The following is a 14,878-nucleotide window of genomic DNA, read 5'->3' as shown; positions in this document are numbered from 1 at the left end:
GCCCGCCGCCGGTCACGGTGCGGGGTAATCGGTCACGAACACCGGCACGCCGATCTTTGTGGTGTCCGCCGCCTCGCCGACGCCGTTGACCACGTGGTCGATGGTGCCGGCGCTGAGGTTGACGGTCATCACGTGGTGCAGCCGCACACCGGGCCGGTCGGGCACCTCGAAACCGTTCTCGGTGTGGATCGACGGGTTGTTCTGGTTGAACACGTACACGCCCGCCCCGTACAGCCGATGGTTTTTGACCTTGGCTCCGACCTTGTAGCCGGCCCAGCCCTCGACGCTGCCGTTCATCCAGTCGGCCTGGGTGGGCGGGTCGTACGGCAACTCGTTCTGGTAGAGCACCACCGTGCCGCGCTCGCCGTTCCAGACCGTGTTGTACCGCTGGAAGTGCTCGACGAACAGGCCGGTCGCGGTCACGTCGTCACCGTTGATCACGGCACCGTAGCGGCCGGTGTTGGTGCGCCAGCGCTGGGTGTCACCGTTCACCCCCTCGGTGAAGCCCTCGACGCCGTGGTCGCCGCGCCACACCCAGGTGTGGTCGATCAGCACGTGGTCACTGTTGATCTCGAGTGCGGTGTCCACCTTGCCGATATGCGGGCCGCCGACCCGGAAGTACACGTCGGACAGCGTGGTCGGGTTGGCCGGGTTGCTGAAGCCCAGGCCCTTCTTCGTGCCGACCTGCAGCAGGTTCCGGGACTCCTTCAGGCCGGCGTCGATGGTGACGCCCGCGATGATCGCGCCGGGCACGTCGGCCACCTTGAGCGGGGTGGCGCCGTTGACCGCGGTCAGCGTGGCGTGCCCGATGCCGAGCACCACCTGGTTGGGCCACCGCACCTGCAGCGACTGGGCGATGTCGTAGACACCCGGCGTGAGCAGCAGATTCTTGCCGAGCAGCAGCTGCATGTTGATCAGCCACTCGGGATCGGATGGCTTCGCCACAAAAAAATCCTTGAGCGGTACGGTGCGACCGGGCGTCAACCCGTTCGCCCATGAGGTTCCGCTCGTGTTCCGGTGCGCGGAGGGCACGCGTACGGCGTAATTGCCCTTGGGGTCCACGAACAGATACGGCTTCTCCCGGCTGATCGGGGTCGTCGCGAGGGTCGTGTAGGGCGGGTCCGGGAATGCGGCGTCGTCCGGAGCGCCCTGGACGCCGGCGAACACCTGGTTCCAGACCGCGTTCGACCAGCTGTCCACCTTGCTGTTGCGGGTCAGCCACTGCTGCTGCGAGCCGTTGACCGTGGCCGGCAGGGCCGAGTCGGCGATGAAGCCGCCGCTGGCGTACTGCGGACCGGCGGTGCAGTAGTCCATCAGCGAGAACGTGCCGCCGGTGACGTTGAGCCGGCGTAGCGAGACGGCCTGCGAGACCGCCCAGAAGTTCGCGCCGGACCGGCAGCCGTCCTGGCCGGCGCCGTTGATGTTCAGCGACAGGTTGGACAGCGTGCGCCAGAAGTTGACCAGCGCGAGGCAGTTGCTGGTGCCGCCGTCGAGCAGGCACCGGTTGTAGACCTCGATCTTGCCGTTGATCACCACGTCGGCCGGCGAGGCGCCCAGGCCGGAGATCTCGGTGTAGTAGCCGACCTTGAACTGCAGCGGCTTCTCGGCCGTGCCGTAGGTGCCCGGCTTGAACAGGAAGGCGTACCGGTTGGTGCCCATCTCGGCGTCGACCTGCCGGGCGTGCGCCGCGTCGAGCTTCGCCTGGATCTCGGCGACCGGCATGCTCGGGTCGAAGACGGTCACGTTGGAGCCTAACGCCGGCCCGGCTGGTCGGCTCCCGGGTGCGGCGGAGGCGGGGGTGGTGCCGGTCAGCGAGCTCACGGTCACCACCGTGAGGCCGATGGCTAACATCCGCCCGAACTGCCGGCGGACCGTCCGCCCGGCGCGCGTCGTCATGCTAAGGGGTCCTTCCGTCACGGTCAGAAACAAACTCGAGCACAGCAGGCAATAGACGCCACGAGCATGTCAAGCGCGGTTAACCGCGCTTCGGACATCTCGGCGGTGTTCCGGAACCGAGAGTGCCCGAACGCCCTCGGATCACAGTGTTTTCGGCCGCCCGCTTCGGTGCTGTACTGACGGGGTGACAGCCGACCTCGCCGCCGTGGCGCGCCGCGCCGGCGTCTCCCCCGCGACCGCGTCCCGGGTGCTGTCCGGGCGCGGGCCGGCGTCGGCCGCGAGCCGGCAGCAGGTGCTCGCGGCGGCCGCCGAACTCGGTTACCGGCCGCACCCGGTGGCCCGGAGGCTGGCCCGCGGCACCGGCACCCGGGTGGTGTTCGGATTCCGCGACCGGCGCACCGACGTCCTGTCCGACCAGTGGGTGTGCCGGGTGGTGGCCGCGGTGGCCGAGGTCGCCGACCGGCACGGGCTCGGGGTGTCGCTGCGCCGGCTCCCGCTCGACTGCGGGCCGGACCTGGCCGAGATCGCCGCGGATCGCAGCGTGGCCGCGCTGGTGCTGGCCGGGCACGACCGCTCGGTGCGGCCGGCGATGCGCGGGCGGGTGGCCACCATCGGCGCGGCCGTCGACGGCATCCCGGGCGCCGACGTGGACAGCGCGGCCGGGCTGACCGCGCTGCTGACCCACCTGCACGCCCAGGGCCGGCGCCGGATCGCGCTGGTCGGCGGGCAGCGCTGGCTCGGCGCGGCGCGGGCACCGCGGGACGCGTACGCGAGCTTCGTGACCGCCGCCGGCCTGCCGTCCCGGACGGTCACCGGCGATTTCACCGCCGCGCGCGGACGGGCCGCCGCCCGCCGGATCCTGGACCGCTGGCCGGACACCGACGCGGTGGTCGCGGTCAACGACGCCACCGCGCTGGGCGTGCTGGCCGGCCTGGCGCAGGCGGGCGCCGCGGTGCCGCACGACATCGCGGTGACCGGGTTCGACGACCTGCCGACCGCGGACGCCGTCCGGCCGGCCCTGTCCACGGCCACCCACCCGGTGGAGCGGATCGCGGCCGCCGCCTGCACGGCCGCGCTCGGTCTCGCCCCCGGCGCGGGCCTGTTCCCGAGCCGGCCCGTGCTGCGCGAATCCGCCTGAGGCTTGCGCTGCAAGCGCTTCCACCGCCTAGCCTCGATCCGTGCCTCAGATTCGCCCCTACCGGCCCGCCGACCTGCGGACCGTCTACGACATCTGCGTGCGCACCGCCGACGCCGGCGGGGACGCGCGCGGCAAGTTCTCGTCCGACGACCTGTGGGGCGACCTGTTCGCCGGCCCGTACGTCTATCTCGAGCCGGACCTGGCGTTCGTGCTCGACGACGGCGGCCGGGCGGTCGGCTACGTGGTCGGCACCGCGGACACCGCGACGTTCGTGAGGCGGTACGCGGCCGAGTGGATCCCGCTGCTCGGCGACCGTTACCCGGTGCCGCCGCCCCCGCCGCGCACGGCCGAGCAGGACATGGTCGCGCTGCACCACGATCCGGGGCGGATGCTGGTGCCGGGCCTGGAGGGCTACCCGGCACACCTGCACATCGACCTGCTGCCGCCGTACCAGGGACGGGGTCACGGGCGGCGGTTGATCGAAAGCTTTGTGGGGGCGGCGGAAGCCCCGGGCGTACACGTCTGCATGCTGACCGCGAACGTGCGCGCCCGGGGCTTCTACGACCGCCTCGGCTTTCAGGAACTGCCGATTCCGGACCCGGTGGTCACCTACCTGGGGCTGCGGACCGGGACCTGACCCGCCCTCAGCACGTGGAGTGGGTCGAAGCGCTCGGCCACCGCGGCGAGCCGGGCCAGGGTCTCCGGGTCGTAGGAGCGGGCCAGCCGCTCGGCGCCGGTGCCCGCGGCCAGGTTGGGCAGCGCACCGCCGGTGGCCCACGGCCCCATCGCCGCGCGGACGGCGGCGGCGTGCTGCGGCACCCCCTCGATCATCGGCACCCCGATGGTGATCAGGGTGAACGCCGCGTCCCGGTGGCACAGCGCGCTGTCCGGCGCGGTGGCCAGCGCCCCGCCGAGCTGGCGCACCTCCACGATGACCTGCGGCGAGCCGGCCTCCGGACCGGCCACCGCGAGCAGCGCATCCACGGCCTCGGCGGGCAACTCGCGCAGCAGATCGGTTTCCTCGTACGCGGGCAGCGGGTCGACCGGGTCGGCGTGCACCATGCCGATGGCCGGGTACGGGATGGTCTGCACCGCGTCGATCAGCGGCAGGGCCGCGGCCCGCATCGGTGCCAGCGCCGCGGCGCCGTCCCCGGCCGTCCCGGTCCAGCCGAACCGGACCGCCACGGTGAACCGGCCGGCGAGCGGCTCCGGCACCCCGGGCAGCGGCGGCAGCTGGAGCAGCGCGACCGAGGTGGTTCCGGTGGCCGGCAGGTCCGCGCACCACAGCCGCCAGGCCTGTAGCACGGCGGCCGCGTCGGCGCCGTCGAAGTAGAGCGCGCCCGCGTACAGCTCGGGCTGCTCGACCAGGTCGAACTCGAGCGCGGTCACGATGCCGGCCGCGCCCTTGCCGCCACGGACCGCCCAGAACAGGTCCGGCTCGTCCTCGGCGGTGACCCGGCGCAGCACGCCGTCGCCGGTGACCAACTCGGCCGCGCGGACCCGGTCGGAGGCCCAGCCGTAGGTGCGGGCGACCGGGCCGAGCCCGCCGCCGGTGGTGTAGCCGACCACGCCGACCGCCGGGGCCGAACCGCAGAGCGGGGCCAGGCCGTGCGGGGCCGCCGCGTCGAGCACCTGCTGCCAGCGCACGCCGGCGCCGACCCGGGCCCAGCCGTCCGGGTGCACGACGCACTCGTCCAGCCGGCCGGTGTGCACCAGCAGGGCGCCGTCGAGCGCGTCGGCGATGCCGTGGCCGGTGGCCTGCACCGCGACCGCGAGACCGGCCGCGCCCGCATACCGGACCGCCTCGGCGACGTCCTGCGCGTCGAGGGCCTGCACCACCACGGCCGGCGTGGGCCGGACGGCGAGGTTGAATCCGCTGGTCAGGCTGGCGTACAGGTCGTCACCCGGTAGGGCGACGGCACCGGTGAGCCGGCCTCGGAGGGTGTCGAGGTCCGGGACGTACGTGGTCATTTCGGGGTGTCCTTCCCTGGCTGCGGTTGCGATGCCGGAACTCTGCCGGGCACCCCTTGTTAACGGCTTAAGGCCTACCTTGAAGGATTCTTGGACCGCGCCGCGGGGATTTGCCAGGGTGAACCCCACCCGGGTGCCCGGTGGCCGCCTCCCACCGGTCCGGCGCCTCGGCGAGCCGGGCCGGCCGATTCGCTACACTCGCGCGGCCGATGCGCTCCCGGGGGAGATGGTTTCGATGTCCACTTACGCACTGGTGACCAAGGCCGGTGCCGCGGACGTGACCGGCGCGGTCCGGGCCGGCCGGGTGGGCGGCTACGTGGCGCCCGACCTGCTGGGCACGATCGTGCTGTTCGACCCGCCGGACCGCACCTCGGCCACCACCCGCCGCCTGCTGCGCCCCGCCGCCGAACTGGTCAAACGCACCGGCGTCCCGGCCTGGCTCCTGCTCGGCGACGAGGAGATGTCCGAGGCCGTGATGATCTCGGCGGCCGGCCCGCACCACCTCAGCTGGGTGGCCGGCTGGGACCCGCCGGCCGACCCCACCGAGTATCTGGCCCACCGCCAGTCCTGGGACGCACACTGCGCCGAGGTGGCCACCGCCTACGGCGCACCCCACCGAGCCACCGAACTCAGCATGGTCCGCAACGACCCGATCCCCGGCGAGCCGCCGGCCCCGCTGGGCGACCTGCTGCGCCGTGTCTGCGCCGTCTTCGGCCTGCCGGACGTCGCGGTGGGCCGCTCCCTGCTCGACAGCGCCGAACCGGGCCTTTTCGACGCACACCGCGTGGACGTCGCCCCACCCAGCGGCGTGTGGCAACGCCTGTTCGCGCGGACCTGACGTGGACCTGTTCGTAGTCCGAGCCACCGCCCACCGCATCACCCAACTGACCCGCGCCCCAGCCCAGCCCGCAGCGCCAGCCCAGCCCGCAGCGTCAGCCCAGCCCGCTGCCCCAGCCCAGCCCGCAGCGCCGGCCGGGCAGGCCGGGCAGGCCGGGCAGGCCGGGCAGGCCGGGCAGGCCGGGCGCCGCCACGTGCTGGAGCCGTTCCGGATCCTGGCCGAGGCGGACGGCTGGTGCCGCCTCGACCGCGACCCCCGCGAGGTGGGCGCCGCGACCCGCACGGTCGCCTGCGTCCTGCGGCTCGAGGGCGACGCGTTGCGCGTGACCGCCTACTCTCCCGACGGCACGCTGGCCGGTGACGACGACGCCCCACGCCTGGCGGGTCTCCCGGACGGCACCGACCTGATGCGTCGCGCCCGCACCTTTCGCGACGCCCGCTACAGCCCCAAGGCGCGCCTCGCCGACGCCTGCCGGGCGCTGGGTGTGCCGCTCGTCCTGATGGAACCGGAGCCGACCCGCCCGCACGTCACCGTGCCGCCCACGATGCCGAACGTCACCGGACCGAACATCACCGGACCGAACGTCACCGGACCGAACGTCACCGGGCCGGGCGGCGCGGTGTCACCCAACGCCGTGTCTCCCACCGGCGTCGTGCTGGTGCGTGCTCCGGTCGCGACCGCGGCCGCCGACGCGGCGCTGACCGGCCAGTCTGCCTGGACTGTCTCCCTGGCTGCGGACTCCCTGGCTGTGGGGTGGAGCCTACACCTCTGGGACGGGGCCGGCCGCCCCGTGCCGCCGGTCGCCGCCGCTGACGCGCTGGCCCTCAACCGGCCCGCGGTGGCCTGCTGGTGGTCGCCCGAACTGGCCGGCTTCGTGGTCGTGCACCGCAGACCGGTGGCCGCGCACGAGTGGGGCGGCCGGGCACCGGTGACGCCGGAGAGCACCGCCCGGGCCGGCCGCGCACTCGCCGGCGATTTCGGCGTACCGGATCAGGCTGTCCATGTGACCGCCCTGTTGCGCCGCACGGACCGCAACCCCACCGATGCGCTGGCGGAGTTGTTCGCCCTGCTGGGCCTGCCCAGGTTTGCCCTCGCCACCGGCCCGGAGCTGGTCACCTGGGCCGCCGCCCAGCCGCACGCCGTGCACACCGAGCGCCTGGGCATGTTCGCCGCCGTCCGCCGATCGGTGCGCGCGGCACCCGCGCCCAGCACCGTCTCCCTCCGGCGTCCACTGTGGTACCGCCTGGTCAACGGCGCCGTCGCCGTGGTCATGGCACTCGCCACCGCCGGCTTAGTCCTGCTCTGGCGCGAGGGCGAGATCAACGGCTGGTGGGTCGTGCTCGGCGCCGTCACCACGCTGAGCTACGCCTGGGGCCTGCGACCCGCTCGAAGTCGCCGCCCGTCCGATTGACGCACGACCCGCCCGGTGTACCAGGTGCCGTCGTCGCTCGCATACCGCTCCCGCACCTCGATGCTGTCCGCCGTGATCCGCAGCTGGCTCCACGATCGCGGCACGTTCCGGATGCGCAGGCTGGTGGCCGTCCCCGCGATCACCACGAGCGGCCGCCCGTCGACGGTCTGCACCTCCGGCACGTGCGTGTGCCCGGCGAGCACGACATCCACTCGCGCCTCGGTCAGCGCGCGGGCGAGCCGGCCACGCCCCACCAGCGCCGCCGCCCCGGTGGCGAAGGGCGGATGGTGCAGCGCCAGCACACGCACGTCGCCCTCGGGTGCGCCGCCCAGCACCCGTACCACCTCCTGGGTCTGCCGCGCCGAGACGAACCCGCTTTTCCACCGCCACCACGGCATCGAGCGCAACCCCATCGCCGTGAGGCCCAAGACGTTGGCGATCGGCCGCGGCGAGACGTCGATCCAGCTTTCATAGCGGCCGTACGGCCGGAGCAGGCGCTCCGGGCTGACCAGCGGGACGTCGTGGTTGCCGGGCACGACGAGCAGCGGGCGGGGCAGCCGCGCGAGCAGGCGCCGCACCTGCCGGAACTCGCGGTGCCGGGCCCGCATCGTGCAGTCGCCGGTGACCACGGTGAGCGACGGGCGGCAGGCGGCGACGTCGGCCGCGATGCTGGCGACGGCCGCCGGTTCGTGGGCACCCAGATGCAGGTCGGAGAGGTGCGCCACCACCAGCATCAGGCGTCCGCGAGCGCGGCGGACGCCTGCGGGGGCCGGCCGGTGGCGAACGCCAGGCGGCGCAGCCGGGTCCAGTCGAGTTCGGGCGGCGGCGACGGCACGCCGGGGCGGTGTCGCGGCACCCGGACCCGCAACGCCGCGGGAACGACCGTGCAGTGGACCGGGGTCGGCAGGACGACCGCCTCGCCGTCGATGCCCACCGGCAGGTCCGGGGCGTCGGCGTCGATCACGACCTCGGTGGAGATGCGGCGGGTGAGCGTGCCCGGCCGCCCGCCGAACATCAGCGCGGCCGCGTCGGCGGCACCCCGCACGTGGACCGCGAGCAGCCCGAGCACCCCGCCGTCCATCCGGAAGCGGCGTCCCATGCCGGCGACGTCGTCGGTCGTGCCGTAGGGGTTGTTGCTGACCAGCACCGCCTGCGGTCCGTCCAGCGCGGTGTCGCCGGCCTGGACCCGCAGGCGTGGTCCCTGATGGCCGATGAGCAGATCGGGCAGCAGTTCCAGGGTGGTGCCGGCCTTGGCGTCGCGGTATTCGGGCCGCTGCACGATCGCCGCGTACGCCCCGAACGAGGCGTTGTTGACGAACGTCCGCCCGGCGATCCGGCCCAGGTCGACGTGCACCTCGACGCCGTCGGTGAGCGCGTCCAGGCAGGTGGACGGGTCGTCCCGGTCGAGGCCGAGGTCGAGCGCGAAGTGGTTGCGGGTGCCTGCCGAGATCACCAGGAACGGCAGCCCCGCGTCCGCCGCCACCCCCGCCACCAGTGCCTGGGTCCCGTCGCCGCCGGCCACGCCGAGCAGGTCGGCGCCGTTGCGCACCGCGTGCCGGGCGACCTCGGCGACGTCGGTTGGTCCGGAGATCACCAGGACCTCGGCCCCGAGCGAGTGTGCCTTCGCCACCAGCCCGAACCGCTCGACCTTGCCGCCGCCCGAGCGCGGGTTCATGATGAGGAACGCGCGCCGCGGCGCCGGGGTCGGGTACTCCCGAGGCTTGTTGACCCCGGCCAGCGCGGCCCGCCCGGCACCCACCATGAGGAGCCAGAGCAGCACGAAAACCACCACGACCCAGATCAGCGACGCCCGCGCGTAGAGCACGCCGACGGTGATCGGCACCGCCACCACGACGACCGCCGCGAGCCACCGGACCAGCCCGCGATGGCTGAGGAACCACCACACCCCCGCGAGCATGGCCACCGTCCCGCCGGCCGCGACCAGCAGCAGAACCACGCTGGCCCGCACCCCCGCGACGGCGAGTACCAGCACCACGGCCGCGACCGCGGCCAGGAAGGCGAGGCGCGCAAGCCAGCGCCGCCCCGACGAGTACGCGACCGGATGCAGTTCATCCACCGGATGCTCCTAAGAGGGCGATACACACCTCCCGCCAGCCTCACTTCCGCACCCACCGGCCGTCATCCCTCGCAACGGATGACCCGGCCGGTCAGGGCCGGCGGGCGCGGATGATCGCGGCGTGCATGCTGTCCGCGTACGCGCCGGTGAACTCGACGCTGGCCTCGGTGAACCCGGCCGCGACGAGCCCGTCGAGGTACTCGGTCCGGGACAGCGCTCCGGCGATGCAGGCGGACCAGTCGCCGACCACGCCGCGCTGCTCGGGCGTGAGGTGGTCCTCGGCGACCACGTCGGAGATGCCGATCCGCCCGCCGGGCCGCAGCACCCGGTGCATCTCGGCGAACACGGCAGGCTTGTCGGCCGACAGGTTGATCACGCAGTTGGAGATGACCACGTCGACGGAGGCGTCCGGCAGCGGAATGTCTTCGATGTGGCCCTTATGGAACTCGACGTTGGTGGCGCCCGCCTCGGCGGCGTTGCGACGGGCCAGGTCGAGCATCTCGTCGGTCATGTCGAGGCCGTGGGCCTTGCCGGTGGAGCCGACCCGGCGGGCCGAGAGCAGCACGTCGATGCCGCCGCCGGAGCCCAGGTCCAGGACGGTCTCGCCGGGGTTGAGGTCGGCGACCCGCAGTGGGTTCCCGCAGCCCAGGCTGGCGCGCAGCGCGGCTTCGGGCAGCTCGCCGCGCTCCTGGTCTCCGTAGAGCTGTTCGTTGCCGCACTGGGCGCCTTCGGCGGCACGGGTGGCGGCGTCGGCATAGCGGGCGCGGACCTGCTCGCGAATGGCCGCTCCGTCGCCGCCGGCGGTACCGGTGGCGGTGCCGGTGGCGCAGCAGCTCGCGGTCACGGGTTCGGTCATGGCGACCTCCTTGTTGATTTTGACGGCTGTCGAATCCGCTCCAGCCTGCCTCACGGATTCGACATCTGTCAAACTCGACGGGTGTCGAATCCAAAGGTGCCGCCGGTGACCGGGTCCCGGATGCTGCGCGCCGATGATCGCGGACCCGCTCACCGAGCCCGACGCCACGTCCCTGTGCGTGTGCGAGCTGACCGACACGTTCACCCAGTCCGCCCCGACCATCTCGCACCACCTCAAGGGCCTGCGCGACGCCGGCCTGGTGACCAGCGAACGGCGCGGCGTCGACGCGGTCCGCCCGATCCGCGACGAGATCCGCAAACGCGTCGAGGGCCCGCTCGCCAGCCTGCTCCCGGCCTGACGAAGACGGTCGCTGCTGGGGGCGTCGGTTATGGTGGCGGCATGGGTTGCTTCGCCTGCATGGAGATTCGCACCGCCGCCTAGCGGCGGTATCGCGGTTGCCGTAGACCGCGGCCTCACTGCTGGCCCGACCGGGTCAGCGCCGGGCGTACCGCCGGACCAGTGTCCGCCGGCAGCCAAGTCCCGCATGTCCCGTCGTGCTGCCGGATCGTCCTGCGTGATCCGGAGATGACGTGCGGCTCGCAACCCCCAAGCTGTTTCTGATGGTCGGACTTCCCGGCGCCGGTAAGACCACCCGGGCCGCGGAGCTCGCCGCGAAGCACCGCGCGCTGCGGCTGACCCCGGACGAGTGGATGATCTCGCTGTTTGACGGGTCGCAGCCGGACGGCAAGCGCGACCTGCTGGAAGGCCGGCTCATCGCGCTGGCCCTGCAGGCACTGCGCGTGGGCACCGGCGTCGTACTCGACTTCGGGCTGTGGAGCCGCGACGAACGGTCGGCACTGCGCTGGCTGGCGGCATCGGCCGGAGCGGCCTGCCACGTCGTCTATCTGCCCGTCGGCGAAGAGGTCCAGCGCGCCCGGATCGCCCACCGCCAGGCGACCGCGCCGCACACGACCTTTCCGATGAGCGCGGCGGACATCGGCGAATGGCGGACGCGGTTCGAGGCGCCGGATGCTGCCGAACTGGGCGGCGACATCCCCGGCCCGCCGGCGGGATGGCCGGGCTGGCCGGAGTGGGCCGCGGACCGATGGCCCTCGCTCGAGATCAGTGGGCCAGGCGCAGCAGCAGGCTGACGACCAGCACCACGGCGCCGGCCGCGAGCAGCACCCGCGGCAGCAACCGCGTCGTCGCCGCCTCGGCCCGCGCGGCCGCGCGCAACTCCTCGACCGGACGCTCGGAGACACCGCACGCCACCCCGCCGGTCGTCAGCATCAGGCCGTGGCCGGTGTGCCGGGGACGGCCCAGCACGGTGATCGGCTGGTCCACCGGCAGTCGGTATTCGGTGATCCGGTAGAAGTCGCCCCGCCGGTCGCGGATCCGCATGCCGGCGGCCTGCAACCGGGCGACCTCGTCCCGGCACCGGCCCTCCGGGACGTCGTGCCACTTCAGCAGGCCGGCGGCGAGTCCGGCGTGGATGTCCTCCTCGTACAGATGGCGGTCGAGGAGCCGCGCCGCGACCTCGACGCCCCCGACCGCGAAGGACGCGGGCTCGTCCCACCGGTAGTGGGCGGTCGGGCCCCTTGAACCCGGGTTTTGCCGGACGTCGACCCGGAACCAGGCACATTTCTCGCCGGACAGCGGGCCCACCAGCTCCGCCAGCGGGCGGACCCGGCCGGTGTGGATCATGACCCGGCCGGTGTGGGTCATGAGATGCGGCGGGCCCGGCGGTGCCGTGCCGAGCGCCCGGGCCAGCGCACCCCGGTGCCAGCCGATCAGCTGGAGCACGCCGCCGAACGCCAGCAGCCCGAACGCCGGCCAGATCAGTGCGGCACCGTCCACGCCCCGAGGGTAGATCCGCCGGTCAACGCAGCTGCTCCGCCAGCCGGTCGAGGCCGCCCCGGATCAGGCGGCCGTAGTCGTTGTCGCCCAGCACCCCGATCCCCGCCTCAGCCTCGTGCAGGTGCTTGCGGGCCCGGTCGAGATCGCCCAGCCGGCGGTAGCAGTCGGCCAGGTTGAGGTGCAGCGACGGGTACAGGCCGGCCACCGTCATCGGCACCCCGGCCTGCGCCAGCTGGTCGTCGGTGACCAGGCCCGCCGCCGCCAGCGCCCGCAGGTCCCAGACGAGTTCCTCGTTGACGTCGTCCTGGACGTCGGCCATCGAGTGCGCGAGCACGCAGACGTGCAGCGGATCGCCCTGATCGGCGCCGATCTCGTCCCAGACCTGCGCGAACAGGTCGCGCGCCGCCTCCCGCCGGCCCTGGCCGTGGTGCAGGTCGACGGCCTGGGCGATGCGGGCCATCGTCGGGTCGGCGGTCATCGGCGGTCCGGCATCCTGGTGATGAGCGGCAGGGCCAGCGCCACCGCCGCCAGCACCGTGTAGTCCTGCCCGTTCGCCTCGTACAGCGCCGCCGTCAGCAACGGTCCCACCACTCCCCCCGCACTCCGGGCCACGATCATCGCGCCTTAGGCCGCTCCCGCGTCCGGCGTACCGAAGTGGTCGGCCGCGGTCGCCGGCATCGTCCCGAAGCCGCCACCGTACGCCAGGTGGATCAGCGCCGCGAACAGGCTGAACAAGACGAACGCCGCCGCGTACGGCAAAATGCGAAGCACAGGGCCGGCAGGCCCGGCATGTCCAGGAACGCCTTCATCCGGCCGGTCCGGTCGGACAGCCACGCCCAGAACACCCGCCCGGCGCCGTTGCCCAGGCCGAGCACGCCGACCAGCGTGGCCGCGGTCGCCGCCGTCACCCCGGCGATCTCCTGCGCGGCGTCGGACGGGCTGATGGCGCCCGGCTTCCCGCCGCAGAGGTCAGCTACCTTCGAGGCGTTCCCTCTGCGGAATGACGGTGTACTTCGGATCGCGCGCCGACGCCATGCCGCCCTCGAAGATGCCGAACCGGGTCACCGCGGATGCGGCCAGCAGCGACGCGCCGGACAGCGCCGACAGCACCCGGCTGTGCCGCCCCAGCCAGGCACCGGCCACCCCGGCCGCGGTGAGCGTGCGGCCGAGTCGCAGCAGCCGGCCGGCGCGACCGGTCGCGTACGGCTCGCTGAGCAGGCCCTTCGTCGTCTCCACCCGATGCGCGCCGTAGAGCTCGAGGGCCGCGCCGAGCACCGCGAGCCGCCGGGCCGGTGCGGCGGGGGCCGCCAGCAGTCCGACACCGGCTCCGCTGGCCAGGGCACTGCCGGCAAAGACAAAGGGCAGTTCCGGGTACGCCGCGTGCCAGCTGGGCGTCGCGGTGTCGGCGAGCAGCACCGCCGTGTAGGTAGCCAGCGCGGGCGCTACGGCCGCCGCCAAGTAGCCGGCCGCGGCACCCACCGGCGGCAGCGCCCGGCGGGCCAGCCGCCAGGGCAGCACCGGCGCCGCCTCGGCCGCGGCCGCGGCACCGGCCGCCACCCCGAACGCGGTCAGGATCCAGGTGCCCATCGACATCGGCGAGGTCGGCTTGGCCACCCGCAGCATGTGGTGGAAGCGTTCCGGCCGGCCCAGATCGTTGACCAGGAAGTATCCGCTGGCGGCCAGCGCACCGAGCGCCGCGACCCGGCCGGCCCGGCGCATCGCCGGGCGGCGGGTGGCCTGCCCGCCCGCGGCCAGCAGCGACGACCCGGCGGCCAGGCCACCGGTGAACAGGTATGCCGGGATGTCGTGCTTCCAGGGCGCCGCCTTGACGATCGGCCGCCCGTAGTAGCTGCGGAAATCCGCCTTCGGCACCATCGACCGGTCGCCGCCGCCCTTGGGACTCATGTCAATGCTCCGCTGCGCTCCGCATTGCCAAGAGCCAGGACACTGAGCCTGTTAATTCGCTCGCTCCGCTCGTTCATGGGCGCCGCCCCAGGAAAGCGACGACCACCGAGGCCGCCATGGTGAGTGCGGCCAGTCCGGCCTTCTTCCACATGTCCGGCAGATCCTTCGTGGTGACGACGGGGTCGGGCGGCAGACCGTACACCTCGGGCTCGTCCAGCAGCAGGAAGAACGCGCCGTCGCCGCCCACGCCGTCGTCCTCGCTGTGGCCGTACAACCTGGCCTCTTCGACGCCGTGCTCGTGCAGCGTGGCCACCCGCCGCGCCGCCCGCTCGCGGAGTTCGCCCAGCTCACCGTACTGGATGGACTCGGTCGGGCAGGCCTGCGCGCACGCCGGGGTCAGGCCGTCGCCGATCCGGTCGTAGCAGAGCGTGCACTTCCACGCCCGCCCGTCCTCCTCGCGCCGGTCGATCACGCCGTACGGGCATGCCGGAACGCAGTAGCCGCAGCCGTTGCAGATGTCCTCCTGCACCACCACCGTGCCGAACTCGGTCCGGAACAGCGATCCGGTCGGGCACACGTCCAGGCAGCCGGCGTGCGTGCAGTGCTTGCAGACGTTCGACATCATCAGCCAGCGGAAGTCCGGCCGGGCCTGCGGCGCACCGGCCATGGCCAGCGCGTCGACCCCGGGCTGCTCCACGAAGGCCACCGCCCGCCACGAATTCGCGGTGAGGCCACCGGTGTTGTCGTAGGACTGCCCGAGCAGGTTGAACCCGTCGTCCGGGATCAGGTTCCACTCCTTGCAGGCCACCTCGCACGCCTTGCAGCCGATGCAGACCGAGGTGTCGGTGAAGAACCCCATCCGCGGCGGCGCGTCCACGTGCCCGGCGTCGACGGCCGGGTCGATCGGGCCGAAGAAGCTACCCATGGCC

The 14,878-nt window shown here is 73.4% G+C and carries 16 protein-coding genes; 6 read left to right on the top strand and 10 right to left on the bottom strand.

The features are described from left to right. Positions 1 to 12 precede the first annotated feature (12 nt). The gene (locus Ari01nite_RS40570; RefSeq protein ID WP_203788733.1) at positions 13 to 1,896 is read right to left on the bottom strand and encodes a pectate lyase-like domain-containing protein; all 1,884 of its coding nucleotides are present in this window, start codon (positions 1,894 to 1,896) and stop codon (positions 13 to 15) included. 184 nt (positions 1,897 to 2,080) lie between these two features. Between Ari01nite_RS40570 and Ari01nite_RS40565 the strand changes: the two genes are divergently transcribed. Together Ari01nite_RS40565 and Ari01nite_RS40560 are read left to right on the top strand one after the other, a co-directional pair. Next, a complete protein-coding gene (locus Ari01nite_RS40565; protein WP_203788731.1) occupies positions 2,081 to 3,034 on the top strand; it encodes a LacI family DNA-binding transcriptional regulator in 954 nt (317 codons plus the stop codon). A gap of 40 nt (positions 3,035 to 3,074) precedes the next feature. After that, positions 3,075 to 3,671, top strand: a complete 597-nt coding sequence (locus Ari01nite_RS40560; protein ID WP_203788729.1) for a GNAT family N-acetyltransferase — start codon at positions 3,075 to 3,077, stop codon at positions 3,669 to 3,671. Here the strand turns inward: Ari01nite_RS40560 and Ari01nite_RS40555 are convergent. Beyond that, positions 3,644 to 5,005, bottom strand: a complete 1,362-nt coding sequence (locus tag Ari01nite_RS40555) for an FAD-binding oxidoreductase (protein WP_203788727.1) — start codon at positions 5,003 to 5,005, stop codon at positions 3,644 to 3,646. The genes Ari01nite_RS40560 and Ari01nite_RS40555 overlap by 28 nt on opposite strands. Positions 5,006 to 5,240: 235 nt before the next feature. On the opposite strand from Ari01nite_RS40555, the gene Ari01nite_RS40550 reads away from it, so the two are divergent. Both Ari01nite_RS40550 and Ari01nite_RS40545 read left to right on the top strand, forming a co-directional pair. Further along, the gene (locus Ari01nite_RS40550; RefSeq protein ID WP_203788725.1) at positions 5,241 to 5,843 is read left to right on the top strand and encodes a hypothetical protein; all 603 of its coding nucleotides are present in this window, start codon (positions 5,241 to 5,243) and stop codon (positions 5,841 to 5,843) included. A 1-nt stretch (position 5,844) separates the two neighbouring features. Then, a complete protein-coding gene (locus Ari01nite_RS40545; protein ID WP_203788723.1) occupies positions 5,845 to 7,254 on the top strand; it encodes a hypothetical protein in 1,410 nt (469 codons plus the stop codon). On the opposite strand, the gene Ari01nite_RS40540 is transcribed toward Ari01nite_RS40545, so the two are convergent. From Ari01nite_RS40540 to arsM, 3 genes are all read right to left on the bottom strand, one after another. After that, entirely contained in the window at positions 7,206 to 7,988 is a 783-nt protein-coding gene (locus Ari01nite_RS40540; RefSeq protein WP_203788721.1) for a metallophosphoesterase family protein, read from the bottom strand. The two genes, Ari01nite_RS40545 and Ari01nite_RS40540, sit on opposite strands and share 49 nt — an antisense overlap. Beyond that, on the bottom strand, positions 7,988 to 9,331 hold the full coding sequence (locus Ari01nite_RS40535) for a diacylglycerol/lipid kinase family protein (protein WP_239163439.1): 1,344 nt from the start codon (positions 9,329 to 9,331) through the stop codon (positions 7,988 to 7,990). The genes Ari01nite_RS40540 and Ari01nite_RS40535 overlap by 1 nt, the downstream gene beginning before the upstream one ends. Positions 9,332 to 9,422: 91 nt before the next feature. Then, on the bottom strand, positions 9,423 to 10,187 hold the full coding sequence (gene arsM / locus Ari01nite_RS40530; RefSeq protein ID WP_203788719.1) for an arsenite methyltransferase: 765 nt from the start codon (positions 10,185 to 10,187) through the stop codon (positions 9,423 to 9,425). Between the two features lie 133 nt (positions 10,188 to 10,320). Here arsM and Ari01nite_RS51735 point away from each other — a divergent pair, with 133 nt between their 5' ends. After that, the gene (locus Ari01nite_RS51735) at positions 10,321 to 10,545 is read left to right on the top strand and encodes an ArsR family transcriptional regulator (protein ID WP_203788717.1); all 225 of its coding nucleotides are present in this window, start codon (positions 10,321 to 10,323) and stop codon (positions 10,543 to 10,545) included. Between the two features lie 262 nt (positions 10,546 to 10,807). Then, complete coding sequence (locus Ari01nite_RS40520) at positions 10,808 to 11,338, top strand: P-loop nucleotide/nucleoside kinase family protein (protein ID WP_203788715.1); 531 nt, start codon at positions 10,808 to 10,810, stop codon at positions 11,336 to 11,338. Here Ari01nite_RS40520 and Ari01nite_RS40515 read toward each other — a convergent pair. From Ari01nite_RS40515 to Ari01nite_RS40495, 5 genes are all read right to left on the bottom strand, one after another. Beyond that, complete coding sequence (locus Ari01nite_RS40515) at positions 11,310 to 12,044, bottom strand: hypothetical protein (RefSeq protein ID WP_203788713.1); 735 nt, start codon at positions 12,042 to 12,044, stop codon at positions 11,310 to 11,312. The genes Ari01nite_RS40520 and Ari01nite_RS40515 overlap by 29 nt on opposite strands. Positions 12,045 to 12,066: 22 nt before the next feature. Then, positions 12,067 to 12,522, bottom strand: a complete 456-nt coding sequence (locus tag Ari01nite_RS40510) for a hypothetical protein (protein ID WP_203788711.1) — start codon at positions 12,520 to 12,522, stop codon at positions 12,067 to 12,069. A gap of 232 nt (positions 12,523 to 12,754) precedes the next feature. Continuing rightward, complete coding sequence (locus tag Ari01nite_RS40505) at positions 12,755 to 12,952, bottom strand: hypothetical protein (protein WP_203788709.1); 198 nt, start codon at positions 12,950 to 12,952, stop codon at positions 12,755 to 12,757. Positions 12,953 to 13,013: 61 nt separating this feature from the next. After that, positions 13,014 to 13,949, bottom strand: coding sequence for an NrfD/PsrC family molybdoenzyme membrane anchor subunit (gene nrfD / locus Ari01nite_RS40500; protein ID WP_203788707.1), 936 nt, complete (start codon positions 13,947 to 13,949; stop codon positions 13,014 to 13,016). 73 nt (positions 13,950 to 14,022) lie between these two features. Then, positions 14,023 to 14,874, bottom strand: coding sequence for a 4Fe-4S dicluster domain-containing protein (locus Ari01nite_RS40495; RefSeq protein ID WP_203788705.1), 852 nt, complete (start codon positions 14,872 to 14,874; stop codon positions 14,023 to 14,025). Positions 14,875 to 14,878 lie beyond the last annotated feature (4 nt).

It is taken from the genome of Paractinoplanes rishiriensis, from assembly GCF_016862375.1.
GTDB classification, from domain to species: domain Bacteria; phylum Actinomycetota; class Actinomycetes; order Mycobacteriales; family Micromonosporaceae; genus Actinoplanes; species Actinoplanes rishiriensis.
This window is presented reverse-complemented; position numbering and strand designations above follow the sequence as displayed.

Excerpts from the sequence above, each read along its gene's own strand:
- Ari01nite_RS40520 (WP_203788715.1), top strand. The coding sequence starts at position 10,808 with ATGGTCGGACTTCCCGGCGCCGGTAAGACCACCCGGGCCGCGGAGCTC.
- Ari01nite_RS40540 (WP_203788721.1), bottom strand. The coding sequence starts at position 7,988 with ATGCTGGTGGTGGCGCACCTCTCCGACCTGCATCTGGGTGCCCACGAA.
- Ari01nite_RS40550 (WP_203788725.1), top strand. The coding sequence starts at position 5,241 with ATGTCCACTTACGCACTGGTGACCAAGGCCGGTGCCGCGGACGTGACC.
- Ari01nite_RS40555 (WP_203788727.1), bottom strand. The coding sequence starts at position 5,005 with ATGACCACGTACGTCCCGGACCTCGACACCCTCCGAGGCCGGCTCACC.
- Ari01nite_RS40495 (WP_203788705.1), bottom strand. The coding sequence starts at position 14,874 with ATGGGTAGCTTCTTCGGCCCGATCGACCCGGCCGTCGACGCCGGGCAC.
- arsM (WP_203788719.1), bottom strand. The coding sequence starts at position 10,187 with ATGACCGAACCCGTGACCGCGAGCTGCTGCGCCACCGGCACCGCCACC.
- Ari01nite_RS40510 (WP_203788711.1), bottom strand. The coding sequence starts at position 12,522 with ATGACCGCCGACCCGACGATGGCCCGCATCGCCCAGGCCGTCGACCTG.
- Ari01nite_RS40570 (WP_203788733.1), bottom strand. The coding sequence starts at position 1,896 with ATGACGACGCGCGCCGGGCGGACGGTCCGCCGGCAGTTCGGGCGGATG.
- Ari01nite_RS51735 (WP_203788717.1), top strand. The coding sequence starts at position 10,321 with ATGATCGCGGACCCGCTCACCGAGCCCGACGCCACGTCCCTGTGCGTG.
- nrfD (WP_203788707.1), bottom strand. The coding sequence starts at position 13,949 with ATGAGTCCCAAGGGCGGCGGCGACCGGTCGATGGTGCCGAAGGCGGAT.